General features: G+C 26.8%; 14 protein-coding genes and 1 pseudogene. 4 read left to right on the top strand and 11 right to left on the bottom strand.

Translation table 11 applies throughout. The features are described from left to right. Positions 1-180: 180 nt before the first annotated feature. From KQ44_RS15225 to cas6, 6 genes are all read right to left on the bottom strand, one after another. On the bottom strand, positions 181-411 hold the full coding sequence (locus KQ44_RS15225; protein ID WP_240516633.1) for a hypothetical protein: 231 nt from the start codon (positions 409-411) through the stop codon (positions 181-183). Next, the gene (gene cas5 / locus KQ44_RS12050) at positions 408-1,148 is read right to left on the bottom strand and encodes a CRISPR-associated protein Cas5 (protein WP_096737614.1); all 741 of its coding nucleotides are present in this window, start codon (positions 1,146-1,148) and stop codon (positions 408-410) included. The genes KQ44_RS15225 and cas5 overlap by 4 nt, the downstream gene beginning before the upstream one ends. After that, the gene (cas7i, locus tag KQ44_RS12055; RefSeq protein WP_096737615.1) at positions 1,141-2,034 is read right to left on the bottom strand and encodes a type I-B CRISPR-associated protein Cas7/Cst2/DevR; all 894 of its coding nucleotides are present in this window, start codon (positions 2,032-2,034) and stop codon (positions 1,141-1,143) included. The genes cas5 and cas7i overlap by 8 nt, the downstream gene beginning before the upstream one ends. A 22-nt stretch (positions 2,035-2,056) precedes the next feature. Beyond that, positions 2,057-3,223: a Cas8a1 family CRISPR/Cas system-associated protein gene (locus KQ44_RS12060; protein WP_096737616.1), complete on the bottom strand. Its 1,167-nt coding sequence runs from the start codon at positions 3,221-3,223 to the stop codon at positions 2,057-2,059. Between the two features lie 121 nt (positions 3,224-3,344). Further along, positions 3,345-3,812 (bottom strand): hypothetical protein, encoded by a 468-nt coding sequence (locus KQ44_RS12065; protein ID WP_096737617.1) that lies wholly within the window; start codon positions 3,810-3,812, stop codon positions 3,345-3,347. Between the two features lie 27 nt (positions 3,813-3,839). Next, the gene (gene cas6 / locus KQ44_RS12070) at positions 3,840-4,598 is read right to left on the bottom strand and encodes a CRISPR-associated endoribonuclease Cas6 (protein ID WP_096737618.1); all 759 of its coding nucleotides are present in this window, start codon (positions 4,596-4,598) and stop codon (positions 3,840-3,842) included. Between the two features lie 295 nt (positions 4,599-4,893). Between cas6 and KQ44_RS12075 the strand changes: the two genes are divergently transcribed. Continuing rightward, entirely contained in the window at positions 4,894-5,832 is a 939-nt protein-coding gene (locus KQ44_RS12075) for a UDP-glucuronic acid decarboxylase family protein (protein ID WP_096737619.1), read from the top strand. Between the two features lie 129 nt (positions 5,833-5,961). Further along, on the top strand, positions 5,962-6,615 hold the full coding sequence (locus KQ44_RS12080; RefSeq protein ID WP_096737620.1) for a DNA-formamidopyrimidine glycosylase family protein: 654 nt from the start codon (positions 5,962-5,964) through the stop codon (positions 6,613-6,615). A gap of 208 nt (positions 6,616-6,823) precedes the next feature. On the opposite strand, the gene KQ44_RS12085 is transcribed toward KQ44_RS12080, so the two are convergent. The 3 genes and pseudogenes from KQ44_RS12085 to KQ44_RS12095 form a co-directional block, all read right to left on the bottom strand. Then, entirely contained in the window at positions 6,824-7,651 is an 828-nt protein-coding gene (locus KQ44_RS12085; RefSeq protein ID WP_096737621.1) for an EFR1 family ferrodoxin, read from the bottom strand. 388 nt (positions 7,652-8,039) lie between these two features. Then, positions 8,040-8,241: pseudogene (locus KQ44_RS12090) on the bottom strand (ATPase); the annotation flags it as partial. Between the two features lie 130 nt (positions 8,242-8,371). Then, the gene (locus KQ44_RS12095; RefSeq protein WP_096737622.1) at positions 8,372-9,517 is read right to left on the bottom strand and encodes a hypothetical protein; all 1,146 of its coding nucleotides are present in this window, start codon (positions 9,515-9,517) and stop codon (positions 8,372-8,374) included. A 115-nt stretch (positions 9,518-9,632) separates the two neighbouring features. Between KQ44_RS12095 and KQ44_RS12100 the strand changes: the two genes are divergently transcribed. Next, positions 9,633-10,691: a hypothetical protein gene (locus KQ44_RS12100; protein WP_096737623.1), complete on the top strand. Its 1,059-nt coding sequence runs from the start codon at positions 9,633-9,635 to the stop codon at positions 10,689-10,691. 24 nt (positions 10,692-10,715) lie between these two features. Continuing rightward, positions 10,716-11,039: a cell division protein ZapA gene (locus KQ44_RS12105; RefSeq protein ID WP_020004673.1), complete on the top strand. Its 324-nt coding sequence runs from the start codon at positions 10,716-10,718 to the stop codon at positions 11,037-11,039. Positions 11,040-11,154: 115 nt separating this feature from the next. On the opposite strand, the gene KQ44_RS12110 is transcribed toward KQ44_RS12105, so the two are convergent. Next, a complete protein-coding gene (locus KQ44_RS12110) occupies positions 11,155-12,999 on the bottom strand; it encodes a methyl-accepting chemotaxis protein (protein WP_096737624.1) in 1,845 nt (614 codons plus the stop codon). Positions 13,000-13,361: 362 nt separating this feature from the next. Continuing rightward, a complete protein-coding gene (locus tag KQ44_RS12115) occupies positions 13,362-15,302 on the bottom strand; it encodes a fructose-1,6-bisphosphatase (RefSeq protein ID WP_096737625.1) in 1,941 nt (646 codons plus the stop codon). Positions 15,303-15,436: the final 134 nt, after the last annotated feature.

Genomic DNA, 15,436 nt, shown 5'->3' on the forward strand with positions numbered 1-15,436 from the left:
TATGATGATTATAAACGGCACTTGCTAATGCCTTTATTTCATTTTCAGAAAATTTCTTTTCAAGTTCATTAATATTTAAAAAAGCACAGCTTAAAATTCCATGCGGAACTTCATCAATATTTAATTCTTTATATAATTTTTCTAATTCATTATTATATTCATCAAATTCAAAATTTTTATCTATACTTTTGTAAATTTTTTTTGAAATCTTGAATTCATTTTTCCTAAATCATGAGTTTCTAATGATATTTTTATAAGCTCTAATTCTTTTTCAGTAAAATATTTTTTATACAAAGTATTAAAATCTTCAAATAGCCTTATAAGATTTTTTGTATGTTTTTCAATACTTTCTGTATTATAAGAATTATTATATTTATTGCTTTTTGCCAAAAAATCTTCTTTTTTAATCATGCTAAAAATAAACCTAATTTACTTTCTTTTTCCTGAATAACTTCTTTTTTAAAAGTTATGACACTTCCTTTATTTATATACTTTGCCTTAACTTTTTCTTTCCAATAACGTATATTAGTTTTTTTATTAATATCAAAAACCTTATTCAAATTATAAACAGTACCTATAAGCTCTTCATTATTTCTTATATTATCAATCATACTATAAGGCATATAAGCATCATAAAACATTTCTATAACATCAGTTTTTTCTGTTTCTACAATGCTTACATTATCAATTCTTAAAATATCCTCATGACGCCCCAAAGCTGGATATACACAAGGGTTTTTAAGTCCTTTTAATATAAAATCAAATAAACTTTCATCTTCAGGTACAATATGAATAATTAAATTAACATCAACTATCACTTCAGCATATCCAAGTCCTTTAGTAATCCCGTCAAAACTTCCATCAGGATTTTTTACTTTTAATTGATGTCTTTGAGGGTCATATTTTATGCCAAAAAAATACCTAGTATATAAATCAGTTAGCGAACTCTTTGTCTCTCCTTGAATACTTACTTTCATAGGCATATATTCTCCGCTTTTACAGCTGCAAACTTTGTGAATCATTCCTATAACTGTAGAGTATGGCGGAAGTTTAAAACTTTCCTGAAATTGTATGCTTGACGGTCTTTTATAATTTGGCATATTTTGATAGCATTCTATTTTTATTGCTTTTGTTATATTGTCATACATAGTATTCGTCGACCTTTTTAGATAATTCGTCTATAAAATATGATACAGTTTTTGCATCCAACTCTTTTTTTATATCTTCAGTATTTGAAAATATTGAATCTACCAATCCGCATATAGTGTTACTTTTTATTTCGCTGTCCAAATCAAGAACATCTTTTATAGTTTTTATTTCCAAATTGTTTTTATTAACTTTTAGTCTGTTTTCAAAGAAAGGATTTTTAATATTATAAACTCCGCCTATTATAAATAAAGGACTTAAATTTTCTCTTCTTCCTCTTATATCTCTATATAAAGTTTTTAATATTTTTAAAAGTTCTTTAACTCTTTTTGCTTTTTCTTTATTATCTATTTCCTGTGTTTCTTTGTTATTTTCTTTATCTTTTATAATTTCATCTATTCCCACTTTATCCAAATCAATGGTAATAGTATATGCATAGTATGACTTATGTATCTCACTTTGAGCAATAGCATTATCCATAGCCCCTCTTTTAGCAAGTGCCATATTAGTAAGAAAATCCAAATCAGAATTATAACTTTCCAAAGCAACAGCATTACTCAATCGTACAACTGCATTTCTAGTATTTGAAGAACCATTAACACTGTTTTTTCCTGTTTTCATGTATCCGAAGAAATCTATTTCTGGATATTCTTTTATAGAAGCATCTTTTTCAAACTGCACAACTTTATCAGCATTAGAAACTTTTGTATTATCCCAGCCTAATTGATTTATAATATTATATCTTAATGCCTGTCTTGATATATAGCTGTAACTGTTGCCGTCTCCTCTGCTTAATTTTTTTAATGAACTTATATTTCCAAAACTCTCTCCATAGTTTGCACTTTCTGCTTCAAATATTATACTTAATGTTAAACCTTTATTTTCCATTTTTTATTCTCCTTAGAATTATTTAATTATCTTTTTTATTATTTTTACTGCTGTCATCATCATAGAATGAACCTTTAAGTCCTAGTATATAAGCATTTCCTATTACTTTAAACTCTTCATCACTTTTAAAAATATTTAGAAATATACTTGGTATGCTTAAATTCATTCCAGCATAAAGTCTTGTGATATTCCCTAAAAATAAATCTCTGTTTGAAGTATGAACATAGTTTATTAGCTGATAAACTAAACCTCTCAATTTATTATCAGCTTCTTTATTTTGCTCGCTATTTAAATTGGCACTGCTGTTTGCCCCAATTAATTTAGCTCTTATTTCATTGCCGTTTTTATAGGCTATATATGCTAAATCAAATTGTTTTTGCATATTATTATCCTCCTTCAAAAATATAATATCTTTTGCTATTTGTATTTTTAGTATATTAAATATTGTATTTAATATAAATTTATTATCTTCTATTTTTAGAAGTTTAAATATTAAGCTCCATTGATTTCTAAAATTAAAAATATTTTCCAAACATTCTCTATAAATATCAATATAGTAATCATCTGTAATTTTTATTGCTTTAATTTTTGATATATTCGTTAATTCTTTTTTCATTGACTCAATAATTTGAAGAGAATCTTTACCTATGGTGTTAAATAAATAGTGATTTTTATCTCTTACTATAACCTGAATAGATTTTAACTCTTTAGTTTTTTCTGAAAGTATTCTTCTAATTATTTCATTATATACTGTGTATGTTTTATTATCTTCATTATTTGCAAAATCTATTTTTTTGTTCATATTTATTAAAGTTTCTATGCTGTCATTTTGATTAACAAAAAGCATTAAGTTAGACATATCTATAAAACCTAAAGGAGAGCATGCATATATATAATTGCATAAAGCACATATAAAGCTGTCAGCATTATAATTCCAAAAGGCGGATTTTTTTCTATTAGTATCAACACCAACCTCAAATAAAAAAGTAGTATCAATATCTCTATTTATACTTTCATTACATACTATGCAGTTATAATTAAACTTCTTCTTATTGGTAATTAATTCTTTTAAAGGTTCTTCAAAAGATTTGTAAAACATTTCTTTTATATCCTTTTTAGAATTGGCAGGAAGTAAAAAGGCTTTATTTTCCCAAAAAGGATTTATTTTAGTATACATTATATTTTTCATTAAAAGAGTATCTCTTACTTCTTTGCTATTTTCAAAATCTGATTTTATCTCTTTTAAATAATTTTTAATATGTTCTGTATTAGTATTTTTTAATTTTATTATTTCTTTTATTTTTTCTATATTATTTTGTATATTTATTGAGATACCGCTTTTTTACTAAAGTATCTAAACCTGTTTTTATACTTGCTGCTGAAAAATAATCTATTATATTTTTTATATCATCTTTAAAATCTTTATTAGTATCTTTGTCATTTAATATAATATCTATTTTTTTAATGCTTTCTGATATATTAGTTTTATCTGAAAATTTTTTTATCATAGTGTCAATGTACATTTGAGATAAATCAGTATTAAGTAAAAACTCTTTTCTTACAAATAAAGTTTGCCCTTCATAATAAAAATCTTTTTTGTCATCTAAACTTGTACCTTTATGAGCATTAACTTCTTCTAAAACTTCAATAAAACCTATAACTCCTGCATTAAAAAGAAAAGTATCAAGATTAATTTCAAAATATTCTTCTTCAATGTTATTATTTTGATTATATTCTAAATTTAATTCATGCTGACTATATTTTTTTGTTTTTGTCATAATAAAAATTCCTTAAATAAAAAAATATTATAAAACTTCAAATAGTCCGAAACCCTCGCTTCTTCTGCTGCCTATACCTGTTTTGTAGAGATTGTTTAGTAGGTTAATGTTGCCTTCCAAACAGAATTTGCCGTAAGAGACATTTATTAACAATTCTTTGAAAGGTACTGCTGTTGTTTTAGATTCTTCCTGTATAATATTACCGTTACTGTCTGTTAGATTTAATGGGGTCAATTTTATTTGAGAGCTTTCAAAATCAAACTCTTTTGCAAGCCTTTCTACTGATTGATTGAGAATATCATTAAAATTATCATCTTTGAATGTTACATATATATCTTTATTTGTCTCTCTGTTATGATCGCGTAATACTAATGGGCTTAAAAACTTTATTATTATTTTATTTTGTTTTATAGGCTTTTCATTTTGCATAGTTATTTTTTTTAATGTCATAATTATTTGGCTTTTTGTATTTTCATCTTTAGGATATTTTTTATTTAGCATATTATTAAAAGAATTATAAAGCTCTATAAATAATTGATTATCAAATATAGAAAAAGTTACATTTATATATCTGCTTGAAAGTTCTATATTATCATTATTGATTTTAGCATCAGGCAAAAATACTCCGAATGTAAATGCCTTCATTTTTGTGTTATCTTTATAAAGTATATCGTATGTATTTTGTGAATAAATTTTTAATGCATTTTTAATGAAGCTTATGATTGTTAATCTGTATTCTTTGCTTATTATGTTATTTTCAAGTTCAAAATTAAGATTTATACGCATAAAAATATCCTTTAAGTCATTAATATGTTATTATTTACTTAAAATATCAGTAACTAATATAGTAAAAATAATTGCTGTTGTCAATAAAAAATACAGTATAATTTATTATATATTGTATTTTTGTTTTGTAATCAATATATAGTTCATATTTTGTAAGATTATAGTGTTGAAAATACTTTTATTAAACAAAATAATTTTTTATAATAAAAATAAATATTTTCATTATGTTTTTTTATTGAAATATTTATATATTGTTATATTATAGTTGTAAAAATATATTAAGAGGAATAATTTAATGAAAAGAATTATTGTAACAGGCGGAGCTGGTTTTTTAGGTTCGCATCTATGTGAAAGATTATTAAAAGAAGGAAATTATGTAATATCTATTGATAATTTTTTTACAGGTTCTAATGAAAATATAAAACATTTAATAGATAATAAAAATTTTGAAAGTATAAGACATGATATAACAGAGCCTATACATATAGAATGTGATGAAATATATAATTTTGCATGTCCTGCTTCTCCCATACATTATCAAAGAAATCCAGTACATACATTTAAAACCAGTGTTTTTGGAATACTTAATATGCTTGATTTGGCAAGAAACTGCAATGCTAGAATACTTCAGGCATCAACAAGCGAAGTGTATGGAGATCCTTTAGAACATCCGCAGAAGGAAAGTTATTGGGGACATGTCAATCCTAATGGAATAAGAAGCTGCTATGATGAGGGTAAAAGAAGTGCTGAAACTTTGATGATGGATTATCATAGACAGTATAATACTGATATAAAAATTATAAGAATATTTAATACCTATGGACCAAGAATGAATGAAAATGATGGAAGGGTAGTATCTAATTTTATTATACAGGCATTAAAAAATGTTGATATAACAGTTTATGGAGATGGAAGTCAGACAAGAAGTTTCTGCTATTGTGATGATTTAATAGATGGGGCTGTACGAATGATGAACAGTGAAAACTTTATAGGGCCTGTTAATTTAGGTAATCCTTATGAGATGACAGTTTTAGAGTTTGCTCAAAAGATAATAGACATGACTAATTCAAAATCTGAAATAGTGTTTAAAGACCTTCCTAAAGATGACCCTGTAAAAAGACAGCCTAATATAACTTTAGCTAAAGAAAAACTCAATTGGACTCCTAATTATAAACTAGAAGCTGGACTTAAAAAAACCATTGAGTATTTTGATAACTATTTAAAAAATAAATAAGATTTTAAATTATATATAAAAATATGTAAATCAAATTTATAATCATACTGCTATTTGATTGTAAATTTGATTTTTTTTTCTTTCATGCTAAAATATAAGTAAACATAATATAAATAGGAATGATCATAAATGAAAGAACTACCAAATTTAATTACATTGATAAACTCTATTAAAGGTGAGATTTGCTATTCTTATATTAATAAAATAGTAGCTATAGATAAACAATATAAAGAAATGGAAGATATAGAGGGGCAGAAGATTATAGATGTTCTAAGATACGGCGGTTATATGCATTTTCAATTTTCTCAAGATGCTATGCTTGTAGATTTAGGTCCTAATGGTTCTTTTGTACTTACAGAAGATGATACATATGATAACAGTATCATTAAATTAGAAACAGATCATGGGAACTTTTTTGTTGTAGATGACAGTAAGAATAAAGAAGAAATAACTAAAATAATACCTATATGGAAAGATTCTACTACAATGCCTCAAATAGGATACGACCCTCTTACTAAGCAGTTTAATTATAATTTATTCTGTCAATTACTTGCTGATAATGATACTACTGTAGAGAAATTAATAAAAAATCCTCTAATATTAAGTGGAATAGGCAATGTATATGGAGATATGATATTAAAAAAATCTTCCATTACTAAAAAAACTAAAACTTCAGAAATAACTAAGGTCAAAGCTAGAGAAATATTTGATGCTATAAAGCAGGTTCTAAGAGAGGCATCTGGAAATACAGAAGAAGAGGATAGCGATATTTCTGAAGAATAATAGATTTTATAGTATCAAAATTATTTGTTTATAATTTTTTATATCTTTTAATAAACAAATATAATTATATTTTTAATATTTGCAATAATACACTTAATTAATCATCATAAAAATAATAAATACCCCAATGAATAAATAAAAATCCATTGGGTATTTTTCATTAATATATTATAATCATAGGAAGTTTCAAAATTTTATTGATTTAAAATCAATAGAACAATTCGGGCTCAGCTCTTCTTTCAAACTGTTTTTCAAGGTCATGCTGATGGTATAAGAATCCCTCATCATCATAATATCTGCAATGTTCAGGACATTTTTTTATGCATGCTCCGCATTTTATGCATTTACCTACATATTTAGTAATATCATCAAAATCTATAGAAGCAAGCGGACATACATGAGCACAAGTTTTGCAGTTGGTACATTTAGAAGTATCTACTTTTGGTTTTACTTTAAGTATATCAATAGCATGTTCATGTTCATCTCTAGGAATATAGTAAGGACGTATAGGTTCATTTCCTCGTACTTTTATAGCTTCAGAAGGTATTTCTTCATTATTTTTTATTTTTTCAACAGCCTTATTTGCAAATGTTAAAGCTATTTCCATATCCTTTTCATCGGGTCTATGTGCGGCAAGTACATATGAAAATGCATGCTCTCCTATAAATCCAGCACCAGCTATTGTATGAAAGCCATTATCTTCCATAGTATTTCTAAGCTCTATTAAAGAATCATCAAAATTTCTGTTTCCGTATAAAACTACTGGTATAGCCAAAGCCCCATTTGCTTTAATATTATTTTTATAAAAAGGAAGCATAACATTAGGGATTCTTCCTGCATATGTAGGACTTCCACATACTACAAGCTCTCCATCTTTAAACTCCAATACTTGTTCTCTGTTTTTTGGTAAAGAGAAATTGATTTTTTCAAAAGGAACATTTAACTGTTTTGCAATATTTTCTCCTATAAAAGAAACTATCTTTTGTGTTGTGCCTGTTGCACTGTAATATATTGAATATACTTTATTTACAAACATATGATATACTCCCTTCAAGTATTTTAACTGTATGATATATATTATGTAAATTTATTTTTATATGTCAATAGTAAAGTAGTAAAAAAATAAAAAGTAGTTTTTGTTCTTAATTTAAGTTTTTATTTATTTAATTAAAATATCTATTTGTAACAATATATTTTTTTGAAAAAGCCTTTTAGTTCTTCTATATTAAACCTATATTTTCACTAATAATATTTGCAGTAGCATGGTTAAAACTTCTGCTGTTCTAATCTTATTCCTTCTTTATGCTTATTTTAAAATTAAATTCTGACATTATAAAAAAGTTCTCATTATAAACCTCATATTCGCTATATAAAGCATTCATACATTTTTTATTAGCTTATGCATTTTATATCATAAGGCTCTTTTTCTTCACTTCGCTTACTATGTTCTTAGATATATAATGTATATTTCAAAAAGTCTATATTTCCAGAAAGCTGTATTTCTATAATAACTTTTCTACTGTCATTTGTAATGGCTTTTACATCAAGTACGGCATTTACTATATTCTCAAGTATATCCTCATTGCCAAGAGAACCTAAAAGATAGCGTGCAAAATAATCATTCATTCGTTTATATTATACTCCAAAATTATAATAATAAATATTAGTTAAACAAGTTTTTTTGGTAAAATAAGCCCAAAAATGCTAATTAAACTTTTATAAGAATGAATTTTTATAAAAATACAATTTATTGGTATTAAAATACAGCCTTCATAGCTATATAATATCTGCCATCTGTAGAACCCTGAAATCCGAAATATATAGGGTTAAATTTTATATAAGCACTGTATTCCAAACAAAATAAGTCTTTTTTACTATTAAACTTTTCATCTTTATTTACAGGTATATAAAACATTGGTCTTAAAGCAAGATTAAGCATTTTCCATTCAGCCCCTATTTCAAATCTTAAATAATGGGCATCATTGTCTCTCCAAGTGTATTCTCCAAGCATATTAATCCATAATTGTCTGTCAAGCAGAGGGAGTTTTCCCATAGCAGAGAGCTGCACGAGATGATGTGTTTTATTGTCATAGTTATTAATATTATTATAATGAGTTTCAAATCTTTCGGGAGATAATGAATTTTTTTTGTTGTACTGATATAAAAACTGAGCTTTGAAATAATCTCCATGAACTTTAAGAAGTACAGCCAATGGATTTGAATCTTTTGAATACCCTTGAGAATATGATATCTCATAATAATATCCTATAAGTCCAGCTCTAAAACCCATTTCATTATTTACTCTAGGCAAATACCAATGCGGCTGAGAAGCGGCAGATTCACTATCATAAACTGAAGGAAGCAGCATAAATGTAGAGCCGTTAATATCATTTACAGCCTTCATTCTAAAAGAAAGAAGTATTCTAGTTAATGTAACAGTCTCTATTCCAGCATCATATAATCCTATACTTCCTGAAGCATTGTCTTTATCAAATACATCAAATTTGGCAGTCATAGTTGCAAAAGGAGTTGCCGAAAAGTACCAATCAAAATTAAATGTTTTTCCAACTGATAAGTACATATTAGGCATACTGAAATGACCGTCTTTTAAGTTTACTCCGATTAGTGTATCCATATGAAGTTCTATAGTAGAAAGTTCATATAAAAGTCTTGAAGAAAAAGAAGTTTTTAAAGCAGTCTCTCTTTTATAGCTTTCATGTATATAATCAATGGGCATATAACTTTCTGTAGGTCTTATAGGTTCTATCCCTATATAAGGCCAAACTGTTATTATGCCTTTTAATAATCTCTGATCTTTTTCTGTATATGGAGATTGTGCATATACTTCTGAATAACTTATAATAATTAAGTTAAAAATTATAAATCTTAAAATATTTTTCATATAATTATTTTTATTTGTTTTAATATTATAATATCATTTTATCATATAAATAAAAAATTGACAATTGAATTTATATGTGATATAATTTTTTAATAGTTTTTTGGGGAGTTAAAAATTGAAAGAATTTAATATTTTAGAGGAAAAATTAAAGGATTTTTTAGATGAGTATCAAATAATTTCATTTGATAATAAAGAATTACTGCAGACTATAGATCAGTTAAGGAAAGAAAAGGAAGATTTAACTAATTCATTAAATCAGCTTAAAGATAATTTTAATTCTCTTAAAGAAGAGAAAACTATACTAGAAGCTGATAAAAGAAATGCAAATGATAATTATAATTCTATAAGAGAAGAAAGAGAAAATCTTATAAAACAGCTTGAAGCAGCAAGAATAGAATTAGAAACTACTAAAAGAGAAAGAGATACATTAAAATCAAATTTGGAAAATACTGAAAAAGATTCTATAACACTTATAGAAGAAAATGACAGCATAAAAAAATTACTAGAAACAGCAAATAGAACTATAGAAACTCTTACAAAAGAAAATAAAGAATTAGAAGAAAAACTAGGTATATTAATAGACAGAATAGACAGTGTAAGAAATGCTGGATTAAAAAAAGCTCATCATACTGCAAATACAGCTATTAAAAATAATAAAGAAGTAAAAGAGATTGAAGAAATTAAAGAAGTTAAAGAAATCAAAGAAGTTAAAGAAGAAGCAGTGCAGTCAAAACCAGAAGAAATAAAAAAAGAGGAAGTTAAAGAGATTAAAGTAGAAGAAGTACAAAATACTGAAGAAGAAGATCCTTTCAGCAGCAATGATTCTGATTATTATGAAGAGTATAAGGAAAGCGAAGTACCTAATCATTCAAAAGAATCTATTAAAGAAGATGCAAAAGAAATAGTTAAAGAAAAAATAGAAGTATCTGCTGTTAAAGTTACAGAAGAGGAAGATCCTTTTTCAAATGCTTCTGATGCGAGTTGGGACGAAGAGATAGAAAGTGTAAAAGAAGAAGTAAAAGAAGAAGCAAGCAAAAGCAGTGATGATAATGCAGATAATGAGGGTAATGAGAATAAAGAAGATAATTATGAGTTTGATATAAACGAAGATGATCAATATATGTTTGGCGATGATGATGAGGAAGAGTTCTTCTTTGATAATGAATCAAAATAATTCTGTAGAAAATAGGTAGATAAAATGGATAATAATACTTTAGAGGTTACAATATATGGCAGAACTCTTAATATAAAATCAAGCGAAGAGAATGCTGAATATTTAAAAGAAGTTGCTGATTTTGTTGATGAGAGTATGAATGATATAGCAGAGCATTATGGTTCAAATTACCCTAGAGATACTATAGCGATACTTGCTTGTCTTAATATAGCAGACCTACTTAAAAGAGAAATAGCTAACAGTAAGGCTGGAAAAGATACTTTATTAGCTTTAAAAGAAAGTATAGCTTCAAGATCAAATAAATTAATTAAACTTATAGATGAAACTAAAGAAAATTCTAAAGAATAATTTTATAATATAATTTTTTAGTAATATGCAAATAAAAAAAGACTTGCAGGAAAATGCAAGCCTTTTTTATTTTTAAAACAATGAAAAATATTTTATTTAAATTCGGATTGCTTACTTAATTTACTTTAAAGAAACTCATAGCATCAACCAATTCTACAGCCTGATTAAGTAAAGATGTAGAAGAAGCAGAAGCCTGTTCTACTAAAGCAGCATTTTGCTGAGTTACAGTATCCATATCAGTAACAGCTTTATTAACCTGTTCTACACCCTCATGCTGCTCTACTGCAGTTGAACTTATATCTTGCATAATTTTAGCTGTATTTTCTATTTTACCTTGAAGATCACTGAATATTTCTTGAGATATTCTTGCTGATTCTGTTGCTTTATTAATTTTATCATATGCATTATCAACTAAATCCGTAATATCTTTAACAGATGACTGAGTAGTCTGAGCCAAGTTTCTAACCTCGCTTGCTACAACAGCAAATCCTTTTCCCTGTTCTCCAGCTCTTGCTGCCTCTACTGCGGCATTCAAAGCAAGTATATTAGTTTGAAAAGCAATGTCTTCTATTATTTTGGTAATATCTTTTATTTTTGTACTTGCATCATAAACTTCTTCTATATTTTTTGTTGTATCTAGTATAATCTCTCCTGCATTTTGAATAGAAGTTCTTGAATCTATCATCATTTTATTTCCTTCAATAGACTGATCTGCAGATGATTTTATTGTAGAAGCCATTTGTTCCATAGATGAAGCAGTTTCTTCCAAACTTGCAGCCTGTGCTTCTGTACGTTTTGATAAGTCTGCACTGCCTTGGGAAAGCTCTTTGGCATTCATTCTTATTTCATCTGCTGAAGTTCTCACTTTTACTATTATATCAGATAGTCTATCTCTCATATCAAAGAAAGAATTAGCCAAAACTCCTAATTCATCTTTACGATTTATATTTCTATGAGTTGAAGTTAAATCTCCATCTGAAATTTCTCTTGAAATAGATACAAGCTCATTTAAAGGCTTTGTTATGCTTTTTATGTATAATGCTATTATTAAAGTACATACTATTATAAATAAAGTACCTATAATTGCTGTACGTATAATAGTGTATTTTATTTCTTTGTATATTTCACTGTCTGATTTAGCAAATATCACAGACCAAGGCATAGTATGTATATTTTCATAAGCGGCAGAACGTTTGCCTTGACTTCCTTCATTATCATAAGATTCTATAATTCCAGTATGACTTGTCTTTATTACGCTATAAACATCAGGAAGTTTATCTCCTATTCTTTCCTTGTCAGATGATAATATTACGTTTCCATCATTATTTGCAACTGTAATGCGTCCGTTTATATTAAGATTGCCTATAAAGTCATTATTTACTTTAGCTAAGTCTAAATTTATATATATAATACCAATAAGTTCTTTTGCTGAGTTTCTTAATCCTCCGCAAAGTAAAAGTGCCTGACCGCCTGTTGTAGATGATACACTTGTGGCATTATCATAAGTATAATTATAGTTATTAGATTTCATTCTATTAAATAATTCAGGGTGAACACTTGCTATAGATACGCCTTCAAGTTTAGGATTAACATTATCAAGTATAATATTTCCGTTAATATCTGCTACGCCTATATTAATAGAGTATGTATTAACAGAGCCGAAATCTTTTAGTCTTTTTATTGCTTCTGCTTTTATAGTTTCATCTAAAGGATTTAATACCGCATTAATCACTGCTCCAGATTGGGCATATGTAGATATTGCAAGAAGCTGTTCGTGCATAACCATATCTATCATAGAAGAATATCCTGATACTGTAGCTTGGAATCCTTCTAAAGCAGATTTCCTTATAGCTCTTGAAGAAGACCATATTGAGATTATAGCTAAAGTAGCTATAGTAATAAAAATAATAGAACTTATTATAATTGGTACTTTAAATGATAAACTGTGAATTTTTTTCATGGTGTGGAAAACCTCTATATATAATATTTTTTATTTTTCAATGAAATCTATTACACCTGTATGTAAAGAAATACAAAATTAATTTAACAATAAAATTATCAAAGTCAATAAGAATTATAATTTTTTTTTGATTTTTTTAAAAAATAAATATTTTTTGTAAAATTATCATTAATTTTATATGTTATATAGCACTTAAGTTTATTAATATGCGATTTGTCAGCTTTATTATTGAATGTTAATTATTATATAAATGTTTTATATATTGTGTTATTTTATTTTTTATATTAAAATAAGCCTGTTCATATAGTTGTTTGATGACGGCTTGACAAACTATAGTTTTTAGGTATATACCAATTATTAAATTACATTTTTTCTTTTACTATACCGCTTCTGTATGCTGATAAAAGCTCATGCAAATCATCAATACGCTTTGAAAGCTCTTTACCTATATCAGTTTCGCCAACTGTAATACGTCTTATAAAACGCTCTACAATTATAGACCTAGGACTTAATTTAAATCCAGATTCCACAACCTCATTAAAAGGTCTATGCTCAGCGATCATCATCATATTTGAATTTGATATTAAAGTATATCCTCCTATTCCAGTGCTTTTATGATATGCCTTTGAAAGTCCTCCATCTATAACTAAAAGAAGTCCGCCTCCTTTTATAGGGCTTTCGCCTTTATGAGTTTTTACTGGAACATGTCCATTAACTATATGAGACATCTCAATATCAAGGTCAAATTCTTTTAATATCTTTTCGCAGTACTCTTTTTTATCTACATAGTAATAATATGGATTATAGCTTTCTTTATGTATTTCTTTATCATCTATAAAATACCTTTCAAAAGTAGTCATTTTATTTTTCCCAAAAAGAGGGGATTTAGGTCCGCACCATAAATACCAGCAGTAATCAAGTGCATTTAGCTGTTCCTCGCTTCCTACTTCACAGTAAAATGCTTTTCTTACTTTATCTTCTACTTGTTTTAAATATCTTCTTCCAGACAAATACTGAGAATCTATATAAACCTCATCAAAAGAACCGTCTTCTTTTGTAGGTATGCATCCATGATAAAGAAGATTTCCATTAAATATTTTGTATATGCTTCCCTTAGCATACATATAATTAATATGCCTTTGTAAAGTATGGCTGTTTGCAAAAGAGAATGCTAGGGTTTGTATTAATGTATTTTCACCTTCACTAAGCTCAAAAGGATTATTTTTATCTATAGTAGGGAAATTTTTATCTTTAAGATCATAAGTTTTTCCTTCTATTGTAATAGTCCCTTTATCATAATCTATTTTATCAAGCAGTATTCTGTCATCCATTCCATAATTAGGGTGTCTTTTTATAAGCTGACATTCTAATTTAAACTGTATTATAGATATAGCCTTATGCATTTTAGCCGCCAAATCTTTATCAACCTCATCATAAATATTTTTGTCTAATGTATTTGGCTTAAATACTTCACAGGGGTCATCTTTATAAACATCATTTGCAAAAGAGGATAAAGACCTTAAATTAATTCCATAGCTGTATTCTAGCAAATCAAAATTATTATATCTTATAGCCAAACGTACAGCATTAGCAACACAAATCAAACTTCCTTTAGCAGCCCCCATCCAATGTATATCATGATTACCCCAAGCAATATCAACTTCATTAAAAGTCATTATAGTTTCCATTACTTTATCAGGGTGGGGCCCTCTGTCATAAATATCTCCTACTATATGAAGTCTATCTACACTGCATTGGCGTATAAGCTGACAAAGTGCGGATATAAATTTATCAGCTGCAGAAACTTCTATAATGGAATTTATTATAGAGAAGTAGTAATTTTCTTTGTTTTCTTCAGAATCAGTTTGAAGCAGTTCATCTAATATGTATGCAAAGTTTGAAGGCATTTTCTTACGAATTTTGGATCTTGTATATTTACTTGTAACGAGTTTGCATATTCTAATAAGTCTATATATAGTAATTCTGCACCAATCAGCAAATTCTTTTTCAGATGATTTATTATTAACCACATTTTTTGTATCTACAATTAATATTTGAAGCTCTACTCTGTCATGCTCAGGCAAAGTATTTCTAAAAAGAATCTCTATTTTTTCACGTATAACCCCAGAAGAAGTTCCAAGCAGATAATCAAAGCCGTCCGATTCTCCATGAATATCACTTAAAAAATATTCTGTTCCTTTTGGAAGTTTTGAAATAGCTTCTAAATTTATAATTTCAACAGAAGCGTCATCTATAGTAGGATATTTTTGCGATAATAATTCTAAATAATCTCTATCCCTCATAAAAATACCTCCAAGAAATGCTTTTACTATATAAGAGTATTATATACCAAAAAAGATATAAAATCTATAATTAAACTTAAAATAAATTAAAATGTATAAAATATGTTGACAAAAAATTATATTGATATATAATA

This window comes from Brachyspira sp. G79, assembly GCF_002379365.1.
Classification (GTDB): Bacteria; Spirochaetota; Brachyspiria; order Brachyspirales; family Brachyspiraceae; genus Brachyspira.

Coding starts and splice junctions, on each gene's coding strand:
- KQ44_RS15225 (WP_240516633.1), bottom strand. CDS start 411: ATGATTAAAAAAGAAGATTTTTTGGCAAAAAGCAATAAATATAATAAT.
- cas5 (WP_096737614.1), bottom strand. CDS start 1,148: ATGTATGACAATATAACAAAAGCAATAAAAATAGAATGCTATCAAAAT.
- cas7i (WP_096737615.1), bottom strand. CDS start 2,034: ATGGAAAATAAAGGTTTAACATTAAGTATAATATTTGAAGCAGAAAGT.
- KQ44_RS12060 (WP_096737616.1), bottom strand. CDS start 3,223: ATGAAAAATATAATGTATACTAAAATAAATCCTTTTTGGGAAAATAAA.
- KQ44_RS12065 (WP_096737617.1), bottom strand. CDS start 3,812: ATGACAAAAACAAAAAAATATAGTCAGCATGAATTAAATTTAGAATAT.
- cas6 (WP_096737618.1), bottom strand. CDS start 4,598: ATGCGTATAAATCTTAATTTTGAACTTGAAAATAACATAATAAGCAAA.
- KQ44_RS12075 (WP_096737619.1), top strand. CDS start 4,894: ATGAAAAGAATTATTGTAACAGGCGGAGCTGGTTTTTTAGGTTCGCAT.
- KQ44_RS12080 (WP_096737620.1), top strand. CDS start 5,962: ATGAAAGAACTACCAAATTTAATTACATTGATAAACTCTATTAAAGGT.
- KQ44_RS12085 (WP_096737621.1), bottom strand. CDS start 7,651: ATGTTTGTAAATAAAGTATATTCAATATATTACAGTGCAACAGGCACA.
- KQ44_RS12095 (WP_096737622.1), bottom strand. CDS start 9,517: ATGAAAAATATTTTAAGATTTATAATTTTTAACTTAATTATTATAAGT.
- KQ44_RS12105 (WP_020004673.1), top strand. CDS start 10,716: ATGGATAATAATACTTTAGAGGTTACAATATATGGCAGAACTCTTAAT.
- KQ44_RS12110 (WP_096737624.1), bottom strand. CDS start 12,999: ATGAAAAAAATTCACAGTTTATCATTTAAAGTACCAATTATAATAAGT.
- KQ44_RS12115 (WP_096737625.1), bottom strand. CDS start 15,302: ATGAGGGATAGAGATTATTTAGAATTATTATCGCAAAAATATCCTACT.